The sequence below is a fragment of the Luteolibacter sp. Populi genome (assembly GCF_040801775.1).
GTDB lineage: Bacteria > Verrucomicrobiota > Verrucomicrobiia > Verrucomicrobiales > Akkermansiaceae > Haloferula.
On record NZ_CP161812.1, the window covers coordinates 1485210 to 1502810 of the forward strand.

The following is a 17601-nucleotide window of genomic DNA, read 5'->3' on the forward strand; positions in this document are numbered from 1 at the left end:
TGCCATGAAACGCATCGTCCAGATCTGGCTGGCCATCATCATCCTGTTCGCAGGAGCCGCCATCGCTTTCGGCCTCTTCAAAATGCGGGCCGTGCCAGTGCCGGGGGTGCCGCCGAGGCAAGTGGCGGAAGTCGAAACGATCACCGCCCGCAAGCTGGACATGAGGGTGATGATCCCCGCACAGGGCACCGTGGAACCCGCCACCGTGACCCGCGCCGCCGCCGAGGTGGAAGGCACCGTGATCGCCGTTTCCCCGGACTACGAAGCAGGCGGAAATTTCAAGGAGGGCGAGGTCCTGTTAGAAATCGATCCGTCCGATTACAAGGCAGCACTCGCGCAGGCGGAATCATCACTTGCCGATGCCAAGCTTCAGGTCGTGCAGGAAGAAATGCGCGCGGAGCAGGCGGTGCGCGATTGGAGCCGCATCGCCCGCCCGGACCAGACGCCGAACGAGTTGGTGCAGCGGATTCCACAATTGGCCGCGGTCCGGGCCAAGGTGACCGCCACCGAGGCCGCTGTCAGCCGCGCGATGCGCGATCTGGAGCGTACCAAGCTGCGCGCGCCCTACGACGGCCGCATCCGCCAGAAGCTGGTCGATCTCGGCACGCGCGTGGCGAAGGCCGGGCCGCTCGCGGAATTCTACGCCACGAAGATCCTCGAGGTCCGCCTGCCCGTGCCGCGCCAGGACGCGGACTTCTTCGATCTCCGCGGCCAGGAGATCATCTTGCGCGCCTCCGCCGGCGGCCGCACCTGGAAGGCGGTGGTCGATCGCACCGAGGGCGAGATCCAGCGGGCGAACCGCTCGATCATGGTCGTCGCGCGCATCGATGGCACGGCTCCCGATGCGCCGCTCCCGGGCCAATTCGTCCACACCGAGATCGAGGGCCTGGTGATTCCCCACGTCGTCCGCGTGCCGCGCCGCGCCTTCGTGAAGAGCGACCGCGTGGTGGTGGTCGGCGATGGCCACACCATCACCACCCGCCAGGTCAAGGTCGCCCGCAGCGAGCAGGACGACCTGCTGGTTTCCGAGGGACTTGAGGACGGCGAACAGCTTTGCGTCACCGCCCTGACCGCGGTGATCGAAGGCATGGAGGTCAAGATCGTCGCCCGCGACGGCAAGGAACTTGAAAAGGAAACCGCCTCCAAATGAAGGGCCTGATCGAATTCTGGGCCCGCAACAAGGTCGCGGCGAACTTCCTGATGATCGTCCTCTTGGTGGGCGGCATCGTGACCTGGATCCGCTTGAAGAAGGAGATCTTCCCGGAGATCTCCGCGAACTTCATCACCGTCAACACGCCTTACCCGAACGCTACTCCCGAGGAAGTCGAGAAGGGCGTTTGCCTCCCGGTCGAGGAAGCGATCCAAGACCTCGACGGGATCGAGCGGCTCACGTCTAACAGCTCGGAAGGCGTCGGCGTGGTGATCGTCGAGGTAGCCTCCGGCAAGGACACCCGCAAGGTGCTCAACGACGTGAAGAGCCGGGTCGATGCGATCCAGAATTTCGCAGAGAGCGTCGAGAAGCCGATCATCGCCGACGTGCTGTTGAAGCACCAGGTGATGAGCATTGCCGTGACCGCGGATACCGACGAGCGGACCTTGCGAGCGATCGCGGAAGGGGTTCGCGACGACCTGCTCTCCTATACGGGCAAGGCCCCCGCGAACGCGCTGGACAAGGCCTGGGACGGCGCAAAGAACGCGGTTCTCGGCGAGGCCCGCATTACCCAGATCGATCTGGCGGGGGTGCGCGACCACGAGATTTCGATCGAGGTCTCCGAGAGCACCCTCCGCGAATACGGTCTCACTTTCGAGCAAGTGGCGAATGCCGTGCGCTCGACCTCGCTCGACCTGCCCGGCGGATCGGTCCGAACCAAGGCGGGCGAGATCTTGATCCGCGCCCAGAACCGCCGCTACGAGGCGGAGGATATCGGCAAGATCACGGTGGTGACGCGGCCCGACGGCACCGTGGTAAAGCTCGCCGATATCGCGAAGGTGGTGGACGGCTTCAAGGAGGAAGACCTCTACTCCCGCTACGACGGGCATCCGGCGATCCTCCTGAATATCTTCCGCACCGGCGATGAAGATACCCTGAGGGTCGCGGAACTGGTGCGCGACTTCGTCTCCGAGAAGGCGACCCACGTGCCAAAGGGCGTCGATCTGGAAATCTGGAACGATGAGGCGGTCTTGCTCGAAGGCCGCATCGACCTGCTGCTATGGGACGGCTTGCAGGGCTTCGCGCTGGTCTTCATTGCGCTGGCGCTCTTCTTGCGGCCTGCGCTGGCTTTTCACGTGGCGGTGGGGATTCCGATCGCCTTCGCCGGTGCACTGATCGCGTTGCCCCACGGGGACATCTCGATCAACATGATCTCGCTCTTCGCCTTCATCCTGGTGCTGGGGATCGTGACGGACGATGCGATCGTGGTGGGCGAGCGCGTGAACGAGCGCATCGAGCAGGGCGAGCCGGCGCATCTCGCGGCCCCGCGCGGCACCTGGGAGGTGATGAGCGTGGCGGCCTTCGGGGTCTTCACGACGATGATCGCCTTCATGCCGATGTTCGGGGTGAAAGGGGTGAGCGGGAATATCTGGCGGCAGATCCCGTGGATCGTCATCCCGGTGCTGATCGTCTCGCTGATCGAGACGAATCTGATCCTCCCGGCTCACCTTTCGCACCTGAAGCCGGTCAACCGGGACAATCCGAATCCCATTCTCCGGCTCCAACAGAAAATCGCCGGCACACTGGATAGCTTCGTGCGCCGCATCTATGGACCGCTGCTTGAAAAGCTGGTGGAATGGCGCCATGCCACGGTGGCGGCTTTCGCGGCGATCCTGCTGATCACGCTCGGCCTTCTCGCAAGCGGGAAGCTGGTGAAATTCGAGTTCATGCCGCGGGTCGAGGCGGAGGTCATCAGCGCGAAGCTGACCCTGCCGAACGGCGTGCCGGTGGAGACCACCGAGGCCGCCGTGCGCAAGATCGAGGAGTCCGCGCTGGCTATCCAGAAGGACATCCAGGACCAGCACGGGCGGCCGATCATCAAGCACCTGCTCTCCAGCGTGGGCTCGCAGCCCTACACGCCGGGCCTGAGCTTCCAGGGAGCGAGGGGCGTCAACGTCGGTGAGGTCACCATCGAGCTTCAGGGGGCCGATGCCCGCAATCGTCCCGATCTGTTAGCCGACGCGATCATCGCCGATTGGCGCAAGCGCGTGGGCCCGATCCCCGGCGCGGTCGAGCTGTCCTTCCAACTCCAGACCTCCGCGGGCGGCAATGCCGTGGACCTCGAACTCACCGGTCCCGACATGGAAGAACTCGATGCGGCGGCGGAGTTCGTGAAGGAACAACTCGCGACGCAGAACGGCGTGATCGACATCGGCGATAGCAATCTCGACGGCAAGCGCGAGGTGAAGCTCAGCGTCACGCAAGAAGGCGAGGCTCTCGGCCTGCGGCTCGATACCATCGCCCGCCAAGCCCGCCAGGCCTTCTACGGCGAGGAAGTGCAGCGCCTCCAGCGCGGCCGCGACGAGGTCCGCGTCTACGTCCGCTATCCCTACGAGGAACGCCGTAGTTTGCAGAATCTCTCCGACATGCGGATCCGGACCGATAGCGGCGAGGAGATCCCTTTCGTGGAAGTGGCGAACGCCGAGGAGGGCCGCGGCTATGCCCTGATCCGCCGCGCCAACCGCTTCCGCGCGATCAGCGTGACCGCCGATATCGACCGCACCAATCCCAACGCGAATGCCAACGAGGTGGTGGAGTGGATGCACGCCGACCTCTTCCCGAAGATGCACGAGAAATTCCCCAGCGTGATGTGGGGCTTCCAAGGCGAACAGAAGGACCAGCGCGAGAGCGTCTCGGATCTCTCGAAGGGTTTCGTCCTCGCGCTCTTCGGCATCTTCATGGTGCTCGCCCTGCCGCTGCGGAGCTACACTCAGCCGCTGATCGTGATGTGCGTGATTCCCTTCGGCATGATCGGCGCGGTCATCGGTCACATCCTGTTCGGGATGAATTTCAGCGTGATGAGCATCATCGGCGTGATCGCGCTGGCGGGCGTGGTGATCAACGAAAGCCTGGTGCTGGTGGAGTTCATGAACCGCTACCGGCGCGAGGGCCACACGGTGCAGGAGGCCGTGCTGCGCGGTGGGCGGGCCCGCTTCACCCCGATCTTCCTGACCTCGGTAACCAGCTTCATCGGGCTCGTGCCGATGATCACGGAGACCAGCGTGCAGGCGAAATTCCTGATCCCGATGGCGGTGAGCCTGGCCTTCGGCGGCCTGATCAATCTCTTCAATACGCTGCTTCTCGTGCCCTGCGTCTACGCCCTTTTCGAGGACATCCGCGCCCGGATCTACACGAAGGAAGCCATGCAGCGCCACGAGGAGGAACTCGCGCTCGATGCCAACGAGCATGCTTTGGAAAGCATCCCGCTCGAAGCCGGTGGCGGCCCCGCCTAGGCAGTCACCACCGGTTGGTGATCCCGGTATGCAGAAAGGGCGGCCGTGTTACCACGGCCGCCCGAAGCTAGGATGGGATGACTCCCCGCCGGCTTAGAAGCCCACGGTGAGCTTCACGCCGCCGATCAGGTGGTCTTGACCGCCCCGAAGACGGCTGCCGATGTCCGCTGCAAGTTTGCTGTCGGCATCGGTATATTTCACATACGGAGCGATGGTTACGTTTTCGCGGAACTCCCAAGGAAGCTCAGCCTTGACGTAGTAACCTTGGAAGCCGTCTGCCGTGCGGCCCACACCCACCAATGCAGGGGTGTTAGCAGCGCGGGGCTGGCCACCGAGGCCATCCGCGATGCCCACGCCTGCGGACAGGTTGAGAGCGAGGCAATCGTTGAACTTGAAGCTCTTGCTCAGTTCCGGCTGGAGGTACCAACCGTTGGCAGCGTCGAAGTCGTAGTAGTAGGTCGCGCCCAAGGCGATGTCCCATGGCAGGTTGTAGGTCGCCGAAAGGTAGACTTCCTGTGTGTCGGTGGTACCCGGGGCATCGAAGCCGTAGTAGATGTAGCCCAACTCAAGGTTCACCGGGCCGAGTTCCTTGCTGACGGCAGCGTAGAGGTCGAGCTCGTTGAAGCTGTAGAAGCTGTCATCCACGGAACCGTACCAGGCACCGGCGCTGAGGCCGACGAAACCGGTGTCATAGGAAATGTCTGCACCGGCTTCGACCAGGTCGCTGCCGAAATCCACGAACCGGAATTCGTAGATACTGCTGTAGCCCACGTGGACTTCCCCTTCAAGTTCCGCCGAGGCGTAGCCTGCCAGCAGAGCGGAGGCAGCGGCCATGGCGCCGATGATTTTGGTGTGTTTGCGCATCTTGGTATTCGGTTGTTCGGTTGCTGCAACCTTCTGGAACCCGACCTTGCGGCCTTTTTCCAAAAAGCTTTCGGCTCAATGCGGACCACCTGCCTTCCAGCGGGGCGGACGCTGCCTATGGGGCAATTAGTTAAGAAACCCTTAAGGTAATGTCCAGCTAAAAGAACGCGGTCCGGCACCTTGCCGGGCGTCTAACTAATGCTCCGGGATCAGGCTGGCAAGACCGAAAACCTTCTCTCCCGCTCCATTCCATTTCATGGAAGTGCTTAAGACCGTGGCCCCGGCGCTTCCAAAAGCTGCTAGATCGAGATTCGTGTCTAAGTCCCCGGGCGGCGCCTCCCCGCACCGCAGAACCTGCCAGGCCGATGCGCGGCTTCGTATGGAATGCGGATTCTTCCAAAATTATGCAGCCGCTCGCTCGTCAAATTTCCAAAAAACCTGAAGCGCCAAGAATCACCCGACCACGCTCACTCGCTCGGAAGCGGGTTCGACTTCGCCCACTTCCGGACCCGCGACGACCAGATGAAGTGTTCCAGCCCGCCATCGATCGCGAAAAATGCCGCAGAGATCGCTAAGGCCGCCAGCAGCATCTCGACCGGAGACCTCCCCATCCGCCAGCCGTTGAGCGAAACTCCGATTCCTACGGCAACCGAAATGCCCGCCGACCTCTTCAAGCGCTCCCGCAGGTAAGCAGGCGAGCGCAAGATTTCATCGGTAAGGATCCGCTTTTTGAAGAACCGGCCCATGGACCTAAGCAAAAACCTGCGGCTTCCGACCACCGGTTTCCTCCCGAATCATATCTTAAAGCCGCTCCGACTGCAAGCAGGCGCTCCGCCGGCTCACATTTCCAGCATCAGGCGCGTCGGATTCTCGATGCAGTCCTTGATCCGGATCAGGAAGGTCACGGCCTCCTTGCCGTCCACCAGGCGGTGGTCATAGCTCAGGGCGAGATACATCATCGGCCGGATCACGACCTGTCCGTTCAGGGCGATGGGCCGCTGCTGGATGGTGTGCATGCCGAGAATGCCGCTCTGGGGCGGATTGAGGATCGGGGTGCTGAGCAGCGAGCCGTAGGTGCCGCCGTTCGAGATCGTGAAGACGCCGCCTTGTAGGTCCCCGATGGCGATCTTCCCTTCCTTCGACTTCTTGGCGTAGTCGATGATGTCCTGCTCGATCTGCGCGAAGCTCTTCTTGTCGGCATCGCGAAGCACGGGGACGATCAGACCCTTCTCGGTGCCGATCGCCACGCCGATGTCGTAGAAGTGATTCTCGATGATGTCCTGGCCGTCGATCATGCCGTTGACCTGCGGCACGTCCTTGAGCGCCTGAACCACGGCCTTCACGAAGAAGGACATGAAGCCGAGCTTCACGCCGTGCTTCTTGAGGAAGTCTTCCTGCACCGCCTTGCGCAGGTCCATCACGGCGCTCATGTCGGCCTCGTTGAAGGTCGTCAGGATCGCGGCGGTTTGCTGGGCATTAACGAGGTGCGTCGCGATCTTGCGGCGCATCATGCTCATCTTCTTGCGGGTCACGCGACCATCGGCAGAAGCCGCGGCCTGGGGCGCTGCTGCGGCTTGAGGGGCCGGAGCGGCGGGCAATTCGAAAGTGCGCGGCTTCGGTGCTTCCGCGGCAGGCGCGGGAGCCGGTGCAGCAGGCGCGGCGGGTGCCGGAGCCGCAGGCTCGGGCGCGGAGGCGGTATTGCCCACGGCGATGCGTGCGATGACCGTTCCGATCGAAACTTCGCTTCCTTCCGCAACGAGGATCTTGAGCAAGCCGGAAGCTTCCGCCTCCAGTTCGCTGGACACCTTGTCGGTGTCGAGGGTCACCAATATCTCGCCCTTCGAGACCGCGGCACCGTCGCTCTTGTGCCAGCGGGCCACATTCGCGGAGGTGATGGACTCACCGGCGGCAGGCACCTTCACGTCGATCACCTGTGGTGTCGAAGCAGGCAGCGGAGGCGGTGCGGCGGCCGCTTGCGGAGCAGATGCCGGAGCCCCGGCAGGAGGTGCCGGTGCTGCGGCAGGCGCGGCAGCGGCCGGGGTGCCGGAACTTTCTTCCAGCGTCGCGATCAAGGTGCCGATGGCCACTTCCTCCCCTTCCCCGACGATGATCTTGAGGACGCCATCCGCGGCGGCTTCGAGATCGCTGGAGACCTTGTCGGTATCGAGCGTCACCAGCACTTCGCCCTTCTTCACGGCATCGCCGTTCTGCTTGTGCCAGCGGGCGACATTGGCGGAGGTGATGGATTCGCCGGCGGCGGGGACTTTGACTTCGATGGACATCTGAAAGGGAAAATTACTAATTACTAAGCACTAATTACTAAACAAATCAGCAAGCTCAGACGACCGTGAAGGCGGCTTCGACCAGTGCTTTTTGTTCGGCGTAGCTCTTGGCCTTGGAACCGGCGGCGGGACTGGAAGCGCGGCCACGGCCGGCGTAGCGGACCTTGCGGTCGAGCACCTTCTCCAGACGCGGGAAAATGTAGGACCAGGCACCCATGTTGAGCGGCTCTTCCTGGCACCAGACGAACTTGGACGCGGAGCCGTATTGGCCGACCAGTGCCCCCACCAATTCATCATGGAAGGGGTAGAGCTGCTCGATGCGCAGGATCGCGGTGTTCGTGATCTTGTGTTCGTCGCGGTAGGCGGCCAGGTCGTAGTAGACCTTGCCGGTGCAGAAGACGATGCGCTCGACCTGCTTGGCATCCTCGTGGTGCAGCGGATCCGGCAGCACTTCCTGAAAGCAGGAACCTTCCAGGAAATCGGCCTCGGAGGAGACTGCTTCCGGGCGGGTCAGCAGGCTCTTGGGCGTCATCAGGATCAGCGGCTTGCGGAAGCTCCGAGCCTTCTGGCGGCGCAGCGCGTGGAAATACTGCGCCGGCGTGGTGAAGTTGCCGACGATCATGTTCTTGTCCGCACAGAGCTGCAGGAAGCGCTCGAGGCGGGCGCTGGAGTGCTCCGGGCCCATGCCTTCGTAGCCGTGCGGCAGCAGCAGGACCAGGTTGGTCGGCGTCTGCCACTTCGACTCCGCGGAGGAAATGAACTGGTCGATGATCACCTGCGCACCGTTCGAGAAGTCGCCGAACTGGGCTTCCCACAGGGTCAGCATGTTCGGCGCACCGATCGAGTAGCCGTAGTCGAAACCCAGCACCGCGAACTCCGAGAGCAGCGAGTTGTAAACGCAGAATTTCGCCTGCGTCGGGCTCACATGCTCGAGCGGGATGTATCGGGCGCGCGAGTCGGAATCATAGAACACCGCATGGCGCTGCGAGAAAGTCCCGCGGCGGCAATCCTGGCCGGACAAACGCACCTGGTGACCTTCCGTCAGCAGCGCACCCCATGCGAGCGATTCGGCGAATGCCCAGTCGATCGGGCCGCCCTTCTCCAGCGCCTCCTGGCGGCGCGGGATGAAGCGCTTGGCCAGCGTGGGATGGAGGTTGAAGCCTTCCGGCACCGTTGTCAGCACCCGGCCGACGTGTTGGAGAATGTCGCGCGAGATGCCGGTCGGCACCGGCGCGTGATTGTAGGGTGCCTGCTCGACGGCGGTGGAGCCGCTGAAGACGCTGCGGTCGCCGGTGGCCTGCATCTCCACCATCTTGGCGTGGCCGGCTTCGAAGCGATCCCAGATTTCCTTCTCGATGCCAGCCGCTTCCTCGGAGGTAAGGACACCCTGCCCCACCAACTGCTTCTTGTAGATCTGGCCGATGGTCTCGCGATCCTGGATCAGCTTGTAAATGTGCGGCTGGGTAAACGCGGCCTGGTCGGTCTCGTTGTGGCCCTGGCGGCGGTAGCAATACATGTCGATCACCACGTCGCGGCCGAACTTCTGGCGGAATTCGAGGGCGAATTGCGCGGCCCAGTAGAGTTCCATCGGCTCCTCGCCGTTCACGTGCAGGATCGGGGCCTCGATCATCTTGGCCACGTCCGTCGCATAGGCGGAGGAGCGGGCATCGGCCGGCATCGTGGTGAAGCCGATCTGGTTGTTGATGATGAGGTGGATCGTGCCACCCGTGCGGTAGCCGGGAAGCTGGGAAAGATTGAGCAATTCGGCGACCGAACCTTGGCCGGCGAAGGCGGCATCCCCGTGCAGCAGGATCGGCAGCACGCGCTTGCGGTCGGTGCTTACCCCGTCATCGCCGATCAGGCGCTGGCGGGCGCGGGCCTTGCCCTCGACCACCGAGTTCACGGCTTCCAGGTGGCTCGGGTTGGCGGCCAGGCTCACACGGACCTTGCCGTCCGGCAGATCGCGGGTGCTCTCGTAGCCGAGGTGGTACTTCACATCGCCATCCCCCGCCACCAGGTCGGGCATGTAGTTCGGCGTGAATTCGTAGAGAATGGTGGTCAGCGACTTGCGGACGAAATTCGCCAGCATGTTGAGGCGACCGCGGTGGGACATGCCCATCTCGATTTCCAGCACCCCGGCGGCGGGACACCTTTCGAGGATCGCATTGAGGAAGACCATCGCCCCCTCGCCGCCTTCCAGCGAGAAGCGCTTCTCGCCGAGGAACTTCTTGCCGATGAAATTCTCGAAGCTCTCCGCCTCGATCAGCCAGCCGAGCGCCCGCAACTTGCGATCCGCGGGGTCCGCCTCGCGCAGGGCATGTTCCTCGATCCGCTCGCGCACCCAGTGGCGCACCACGGTATTATTAATGTGGGTGAATTCGAAGCCGATGAAGCCGGAATAAGTGGACTCCAGGGCGGTCTGCATGTCGCGCAGCTTCATCTTCGCACCGTCGCGGAACAGCGGATTGGAAGCTTCCTTTTCGAGGTCCTCCTCGGTGAAACCGAATTGGGACAGGGCGAGGCGCGGATTGCGCTCCGGCCCGCTGAGCGGATTGATGCGCGCCTGGGTGTGGCCGAGGGCGCGGAAATTGTAAACGAGGCTGACGACCTTGCCGTAGAAGGCCAGGTGGCCTTCGCTCGGAGCAGCTTCAACTGGAGCGGCCGGCGCAGGAGCAGCGGCGGGCGCGGCAGCTTCCCCGCCTTTCGGCCGGAGTTGGGCCACGCCCAGTTCGAAACCCTCGAAAAAGGCCGCCCAAGTAGGATCGACCGAACGGGAATCAGCGCTCCACAGCGCGTATTGTTCCTCCAGCAAGTCCGCATTGAAGCGGGCGGAAACCGACGATTTCATGGGCGGGTATTTCGGGTGCAGGCGGGAGATCGCGGAAATTCCCGCTTGGCCCCTCGCGCGCAGCGCTTAGGTAAGAGGCAGCCCCGGACGCGTCAACGCACAAGGCGGTTTTTCCGGGATTTCCAGTAATCGCCGCATTTCCAGCAATTCATACCCCTTCCATGATCGAAGTCCGGGAACTTACCAAGAGCTTCGCCCGCCACACCGCGGTGCGTGGCATCGACTTCAGCGTCCAAAAGGGCGAAATCGTCGGCTTCCTGGGGCCGAACGGCGCCGGTAAGACCACCACGATGCGGATGCTCACCGGCTACCTCCCGGCCAGTTCCGGCAGCGCCAGCATCGCCGGCTACGACGTCTTCCGCCAATCGCTGGAAGCCCGGCGCTGCATCGGCTACATGCCGGAAAACGTCCCGCTCTACGACGACATGCGGGTGCGCGAGTTCCTCAAATACCGCGCCTCCCTCAAGGGCCTCTCCAGCCGCGACGGCCGCCGCCGGGTCAACGAGGTGATCGAGGTCTGCGGCTTGGAAGGAGTCCGTCGCAAGATGATCAAAGTCCTCTCGAAGGGCTACCGCCAGCGCGTGGGCCTCGCCGATGCCCTCGTCCACGAGCCACAGCTCCTGATCCTGGACGAGCCGACCAACGGCCTCGACCCGAACCAGATCCGCCAGATCCGCGAGCTGATCAAGCGCCTCGCGGAAAACCACACGATCCTGCTTTCCACCCACATCCTGCACGAGGTCGAGATGACCTGCGGCCGGGTCATCATCATCGATGGCGGCGTGATCAAGGCCCAGGACACCCCGCAGAACCTCGTCGCCGGCATGCGCGCGGCAGGCCGGATCCACGCCGAAATTTCGGGCGATCCCGCGGTGATCGCCCCTGCCCTGCAGCGGATGGACCACGTCAAGCGCGTCACCCACGAAGCACAGGGCGAGGACTGGGCGCACTACGAGATCCTCGTCGATTCAGGAAGCGACGCCCGCGAGCGCATCCACGAACTTGTCGCCCAATACGGCTGGCCCCTGCGCAGCCTGCACCGCAAGGACGCGACCCTGGAGGATGTCTTCGTCGAGCTGACGCGGCGGGATTGAGATCCCGAACCCACGAGAAGCCCCCCTGGGAGCGCGGAAGGATTCACCGGCAGGCTGTCCGGAACGGCAGTCGCGCAGCGACCGTGGACTGCGCGCAGCCTGCTGTCGTGAATTACGGGAAAGTTCCTTCTCCCGCTTCGTCCGCGGCTCGCCGCACCCGGTGCTTCGCCTTTGCAGCGCCCCTCGCAGCAGGCTGCATCGGGACAGCGGCAGGAGGCTGCGCGCAGTCCACGGCGGCGGAGCCGCGGAAGGCAAATCCCGAAAGGCATTGCCCTGAATGGGGGACCGGGATGCGCCGACAAAAAGCACCCCCGGCGGCATTACACCGGGCAGATGAATTGGAGGATCCCGGGTGCCACGCTACTCCTACTGCTCGGAGGATGGCACTGGGTCTCCTGCGAGGAGGGTCAGCCGACACCCCTGGCAGGAGAAACATCCCCGGACCCAAGTAGCAGCGGAAGCAAGGCTCCCTCCGCGGAGCCCGAAACAAAGCACAGGCAGCGCCCGACCAAGGAACCCAAACCCGCCCCGGAAGGAATCGCCAGGTTGGAGGGCAAAGCCGGGCGCAAGCTGATCCTCGGCCCGGATGACGACGAGATCACCTTCTCTCCGGAATCCGCGGCGACTCTCGCCCCCGGAGCCTCGCTCTTGACCGGCGGCTATGTCGATGAGCAGGGCCGGCACGTCTTCACCCTGATCACACCCTCCCTCGTGCCGAGGGATGACGGGGGCTCGTGGGTCATGGTGACTGCCGTCATCTTCTCCTTCGATGCGCGCCAACTGGCGGAGAGCGGCTATGGCACGCTCGTGAAACACCGCCGGGACAGCGACCAGCAGGCGGACCTATGGAGCGACAACGACGCCAAGGGTGCCTTCAAGACGCTCCCGTCCGGCAGCATCAAGTCCCGCCCCACGCAGTTCCTGGAGCCGGGTCAAAAGGGCTGGATCGAAATCGCGCGGGAGCACGACGCCGACCTCATCGTATATGCCGCCACTCCCCTGCCGGACGGCGGCTTCGATCTCCAAACCGGGTGGCGGCGTGCCGCCAAGTCGCCGCCACTCATGCCCGGCGGAGGATTTAATTCGGCACCCGAGCCCCGGCGGAAACTCTAACCCCGCCGCTCCTATCACCGACACACCCCCCTGGGAAACGACACTCTCCTACTCCATCTGCGTCGCCTCCACCCGGAAGTAGCGGCTCCCTCCACCTTCCGGGAAGGACATCGAGATCACCTCGATCTCCCCATCATCCGCGATCACGACCGGTTCGCTTTCCGCCTCCTCCCATCCGGCGAGATCCCCGCTGAACACGGGCCGGACCCTTAGCCCGACCGTGTTGCCGCCTTTCCTGCGGCAGAAGATCGCATGGCGCGCACCGACCGTATCGATCTCCGGGATTCCCCGGGCTTCGAAGACCTCGCCATTGACCCGCACCCGCTCGGTGCTGGCGACCTCCGGATCGGTCCCGAAAGCGTATTCGAGAAGGTTCGCCGTGCCGTCGCCATCACTGTCGGCATCCGGCCCGCTGATGCCCGGATCGGCGAGATCCCCGCCGGTAAAGTGGAGCTGACGCCATTGCTCATAAGTCATCACCCCGCCGACGGTGTGCGGTGGCGGATCCTCGACACCCGGCGAGCCACCGGCATCGGCACTCACCCGCCAGCCTGCCGCTTGGTTCCATAGGGCCGGATCGCCATCCGGATCCGCCGCGACCAGCGAGTGCCCGGTGCCATTGGCCGCGGGATACCAAGTCACGTCATAGACGAAGTTGATCAGCGTCTCCCCGGCCACGCTCTTCAAGCGGATGCGTTCGCCCTGGTTGTCGAGGCTGCCTTCGAAGACCCCGGCGATGTTGAAGCCGCCGCCATAGCGCACCGAGAAGGCGGCTGCGTTATGCACCAGCAGCATGGTTTCGCCGGGATGGATCATCTTCTGGCCGAAGGTGAAGTCCAAGCCGCTGGTGAAATTCGCCGCGCTCAGGTCGATCCCATGATCCCCGTGGTTATGGATCTCGATGAACTCGAACTGCTCGTTATCGGTGAAGCCCTCCGCAATCTCGTCACCATTCGGATCGGCGGGGTTATACATCAGCTCCGTGACCCGCAGCGGCGGAAGCACGCCGGAGACGAAGGAGCGTTCGTTCAGCGCGCTCCAGGTCGTGCCGTTGAGCACGCGCGCCTTCACGGTTAGCGTGTAGCCGATCGGCACCGGCCCGCTGTAGATCCCAGCGCCCGGATCAAGCGCTCCCCCGGATAAGCGCGGATCCGAACCATCCACGGTGTAGTAGATCGTGCCCGCGGCATTCGGATTGCTCATCTCAAGCGTGAAGCCTTCCGGAATCGCCCCGCCTTCCTGACTGAAGGACGGCGGATCGATGGACGGGTAGTAGCCCTGGCCGCGCATCGCGTTGCGCAGGATGTTGGCGTTGCTCAAGCTGCCCGAGCCATCGGCCGTTCCCTTCGTCATCAGGTTGCGGATGCGGGTGACCTCCGCCTGCCATTCCACGTCGCGGCGCACAGGCGGCTCCTGGATCGTATCGCCCCAGCGCGCCGATTCGGCGATGATCGCGTTGCGGACATGGTTGTTCACCGCATCCCAGCGGGCTACGGCGGCGTCCGTACCGAGAGCTCCACCGGCCGAGATGTGCTTGTAGACGCGGTCGGCCACCGTCATCAGGAAGTCCGGATTGGCACGGGCCGCGTGCCAGATCTGCGTGGCGGGGGCACTGCTGTCATTCTCGGTAGAGCGGAACAGCGGGTGCACCCAGGCAGTCAGATTCGAGCTGGTGCCGGTGCCCCATGAGACCTCGCCGTCCCAGTTGTAGAAGTTGAAGGGCTCGTCCGGGTTGTTGCGATTGCCACCCCACCAGTTGTTCACCGGCCAGTCGTTCATGCCGGTGTAGAAGCTGCACAGCAGGTAGTCCGCGAAGCTGGCGACATCCACGTATTCCTTCAGCTCGGAATAGTTCTCCGGCACGGCCATGTCCTTCTCCGTCAGCTCGCCCAGGGCGTAGTTCCAGCGGGCGGCATCGCCATCGTGGGTGCCGCCGTGGTTGACGCTGAAGTAGTCGTCCTTGTCGCCGCCAAGCTCGTTCGCGGAGAAGCTGGCGTCCGGCCGTTCGACGGGATTGTAGAGACCCCAGTAGATGCCATCGATGAAGAGGTGCACGAAGCGTCCGGGAGCGCCCGGCCCGCCCATCGCGACACGGGTCGAGCGGTACCACTCGTCTTCCGTGTACGTGCTGCGGGTCGGGTTCCAGGTGCGGGCGAAGCTGTGGTTGTTCCCGGAGCGCAGGACGATCTTGTCGACGCTGCTGTGGCCCTCGCCCGGGAAGAGAGGCGAGCCGCTGAAGAGCTTCGACTCGAACTTCGACTCGCCGTAAGCGCTGGAGAAGGACAGGCGCAGCGAGCGCTTCATGCGGTCATGGCTGTGGCCCTCCACGCTGCAATCCGCCTGGACGTTTTCCGTCGGGTCCTGCGGGTTGATGAACTCGATCGAGGCCGGCTTCTTGAGGTCGTCGTTGCGGTAGAAGCCGGTACCGCCTACGGCATTCCACATGTCGGCTTTGTTCACCACCAGCGACATCGTCGGGATCTCGGTCATGCCCTTGATCAGGTCCTCGGTATAGGCCGGATCGTTCACGATTTCCGGGTCCATCTCGTAGTCGTGGATCCGCGAACCGACCCCCACCGGGATGACCGGCTGCGGCCAGCCGGGAATCGCCGCGGGCTGGTAGATGATGTCCGCGATCTTCAGGTAAGTCCGGGTCTCTGGCTTGCCGGTGCTATACCCGCTGCGGAAGCCCGCCGCGCGGATCACGGTGGTGGTGCTGATCGCGATGGGATCGGTGTAGATGGTGCCGGTGGTGGCCGTCGGCGCGGAGCCATCCGTGGTGTAGCGGATGACTGCGTTGTCCCCCATTTCATTGGAAAGGGTCAGGTTGAAGGGCTCGGTGAAGTAGCCACGTTCCACATCGAAAGTGGTCTCGGGAACCAGTCCGAGCGTGCTGTTATCGTTCACCGCACGCGGGGTCGGCGTGGTGTAGTACTGGTAGTAGGGCTGGACCTCGCCGCCGCCGATCAGCTCGGGTACCAGCAGGAAGTTGTCATCGTTGGCCGAGTAGTTCAGGCCTTGGACCGCCAGCACGTTCGGTTGACCCGCCACCAGCAGATTGAGGAAAGCGCTGATGTCGATGGTCTCAGCCGTCAAACCGGCTTCGGTAGCGCGGCGGACCGTGGCCACGGAATCCCACGCCACGACTTCGGGTGCATTGCGGCGCGCGACCTCCATGCCGTTGAGGTAGGCGACGAAACCGTCGTCATACTTGATCCGCAGCAGGAGCGAATCGAAGGAGCCGACCGACTCCGGGGTGAAGGGCAGGCGCACCAGCGCCGTGCTGCCGAGGCCCTTCATGGACGCGGCGATGTCCGTCTTGATGACATCGTTGTAAGGAGCGGTCGGGAGGTAGTTGCCCAAGCCGTAGTTGATGCAGGCATCGAAGAGCGCCAGGCCCTGCGGGGTCAGCGGGGACACCCCGTCATCGCCCAGGAAAGTCTCGATGCGGACCGCCGGGGCCAAGCCGTTGCCGCGCAGCATCTGGCCTTGGTCGACGACCAGGATTGCGGGCTCACCGGTCGTGGCGGTCGCCAGCACCTTCGCGCCCGGCGCGAGATTGCTAATCGAAGCAACGTTGAAAGTCCCCGGCGTCGAGCGGACCGCCAGTGGCCCGGCGGCGAGGCCTGCGCCCACGGCATGGGTGGAACCGAGCGTGGTCAGATTGATGTCGGTCTGCAAGTTCACCGCACTGCCGGCACTGCTGAGCAGGAAGTCATCGGTCAGGCCGCGCTCCCAGTTGATCAGCGGCACGGCGACATCGCGCAGCTTGGTATTCACGGCGACTGCGCCGACCGAGGAGGACACGATTACCAAGTTCATGCCGGTGGCATTCGCGGCGACGACCGCGTTGTCATCGATCACGGTCACGCGGTGGCCCATCACCGCGGTCAGGCGGTCGATCACGGTTTGGTCACCCGCGCTGGTGCTGCCGTTCGCCGCCAGATTGCCGACGAAAAGGACCCTCGCGCCGCCGAAGAGGATCGGCGTCTCGTCGTAGCCGATCCCGCTCGGGCCGGAAGACCACCCCGCCGCCGGGAACCCGGGCTGGGTCCAATCGGCGGGCGGGGCGGTCTGGGGGACCATTACCTGGGCGTCGGCTCCGGCGGTGATCAACGTCGTGGCGGGCCCCGCGATCGGGGTCACGCCGTAGGAAACATTGGTAAGCTGCTCGGGGAAAACCGGCGTGTATTGCCAAGCGATCGTGACGCCGTCCGGCTTGATCAGCCCGAGGTATTCACCGCCGGCGCTGAGCTTGAAATTGGTGTGGAGGTTGGCCGCCGGGTTGCGGCGGTTCTTGTCCGAGGCGAAGACCACGAGGAAGCCCTTCGAAGGCAGGGTCACATCCGGGAACTTCCACTTCGTCAGTGAGCTCGCCGTGTCGGTGAGGTACCAGCCGTTCAGGCTGACCGGAAACGGCGTCGGGTTGTGGACTTCGATCCAGTCCTCGCGCGAACCGTTCTCATCGGCGAGGCCATTACCATTCGAGGCGAGGAATTCACTGATGACGATGCTCGACGAGTAGACGCCAACGGCTTCGACAGGTTTCAGAAGGAGTGCCAGGAGTAGTACGCAGGCTACCCTGAGGAAGGGGGATGAAATTCTCATGCGGGGGAACAGAGACTGGGGGGAGGTTATCCGGGCCGATGGAGGGGGTGGAACCAGCTGCGGATAGACGTCAAAAGCCCCCTCACGCATTGATGTTCAATCCGGAAATCCCAGCAAAAGCACGATTCGGGGTTTCCCTTACAGGGGGTTCCGGGGGAATCCCGCGTCGGAGGGAATTGCTTAGGACTACTCACCAGAACACCGACCCGGTTGACGAAACTGTCCGTTTCTGCTAATCCTTGGAAGTCCGGTTGGCCCAGCGCCCTCCGGTCCGGCGGCCCTTTTTAGAGGCTCCCGGGTGGTTCCAAGCTCCGGCACCATTGCAACAGCACGGACGGATACACTCCGC

At 63.8% G+C, this 17601-nt stretch carries 9 protein-coding genes; 4 read left to right on the plus strand and 5 right to left on the minus strand.

Annotation, left to right across the window (positions count from 1 at the left end; all coding sequences use genetic code 11):
- The first annotated feature begins 4 nt into the window (after positions 1-4).
- Both ABWK72_RS05855 and ABWK72_RS05860 read left to right on the plus strand, forming a co-directional pair.
- Positions 5-1150, plus strand: coding sequence for an efflux RND transporter periplasmic adaptor subunit (locus ABWK72_RS05855; protein ID WP_367873847.1), 1146 nt, complete (start codon positions 5-7; stop codon positions 1148-1150).
- Entirely contained in the window at positions 1147-4443 is a 3297-nt protein-coding gene (locus ABWK72_RS05860; protein WP_367873848.1) for an efflux RND transporter permease subunit, read from the plus strand. The genes ABWK72_RS05855 and ABWK72_RS05860 overlap by 4 nt, the downstream gene beginning before the upstream one ends.
- A 93-nt stretch (positions 4444-4536) precedes the next feature.
- Here ABWK72_RS05860 and ABWK72_RS05865 read toward each other — a convergent pair whose 3' ends face one another.
- The 4 genes from ABWK72_RS05865 to ABWK72_RS05880 all read right to left on the minus strand — a co-directional run bounded on the left by ABWK72_RS05865 (position 4537) and on the right by ABWK72_RS05880 (position 10437).
- On the minus strand, positions 4537-5277 hold the full coding sequence (locus tag ABWK72_RS05865; protein WP_367873849.1) for a hypothetical protein: 741 nt from the start codon (positions 5275-5277) through the stop codon (positions 4537-4539).
- 497 nt (positions 5278-5774) lie between these two features.
- Entirely contained in the window at positions 5775-6053 is a 279-nt protein-coding gene (locus ABWK72_RS05870) for a hypothetical protein (RefSeq protein WP_367873850.1), read from the minus strand.
- Positions 6054-6146: 93 nt separating this feature from the next.
- Positions 6147-7589 (minus strand): dihydrolipoyllysine-residue succinyltransferase, encoded by a 1443-nt coding sequence (sucB, locus tag ABWK72_RS05875; protein ID WP_367873851.1) that lies wholly within the window; start codon positions 7587-7589, stop codon positions 6147-6149.
- A 55-nt stretch (positions 7590-7644) separates the two neighbouring features.
- Complete coding sequence (locus ABWK72_RS05880) at positions 7645-10437, minus strand: 2-oxoglutarate dehydrogenase E1 component (protein WP_367873852.1); 2793 nt, start codon at positions 10435-10437, stop codon at positions 7645-7647.
- A gap of 161 nt (positions 10438-10598) precedes the next feature.
- On the opposite strand from ABWK72_RS05880, the gene ABWK72_RS05885 reads away from it, so the two are divergent.
- Positions 10599-11531: an ABC transporter ATP-binding protein gene (locus ABWK72_RS05885; RefSeq protein ID WP_367873853.1), complete on the plus strand. Its 933-nt coding sequence runs from the start codon at positions 10599-10601 to the stop codon at positions 11529-11531.
- Between the two features lie 546 nt (positions 11532-12077).
- Positions 12078-12644, plus strand: coding sequence for a hypothetical protein (locus tag ABWK72_RS05890; protein WP_367873854.1), 567 nt, complete (start codon positions 12078-12080; stop codon positions 12642-12644).
- A 48-nt stretch (positions 12645-12692) separates the two neighbouring features.
- Here the strand turns inward: ABWK72_RS05890 and ABWK72_RS05895 are convergent, their stop codons facing one another.
- The gene (locus ABWK72_RS05895) at positions 12693-17252 is read right to left on the minus strand and encodes a lamin tail domain-containing protein (RefSeq protein WP_367873855.1); all 4560 of its coding nucleotides are present in this window, start codon (positions 17250-17252) and stop codon (positions 12693-12695) included.
- Positions 17253-17601: the final 349 nt, after the last annotated feature.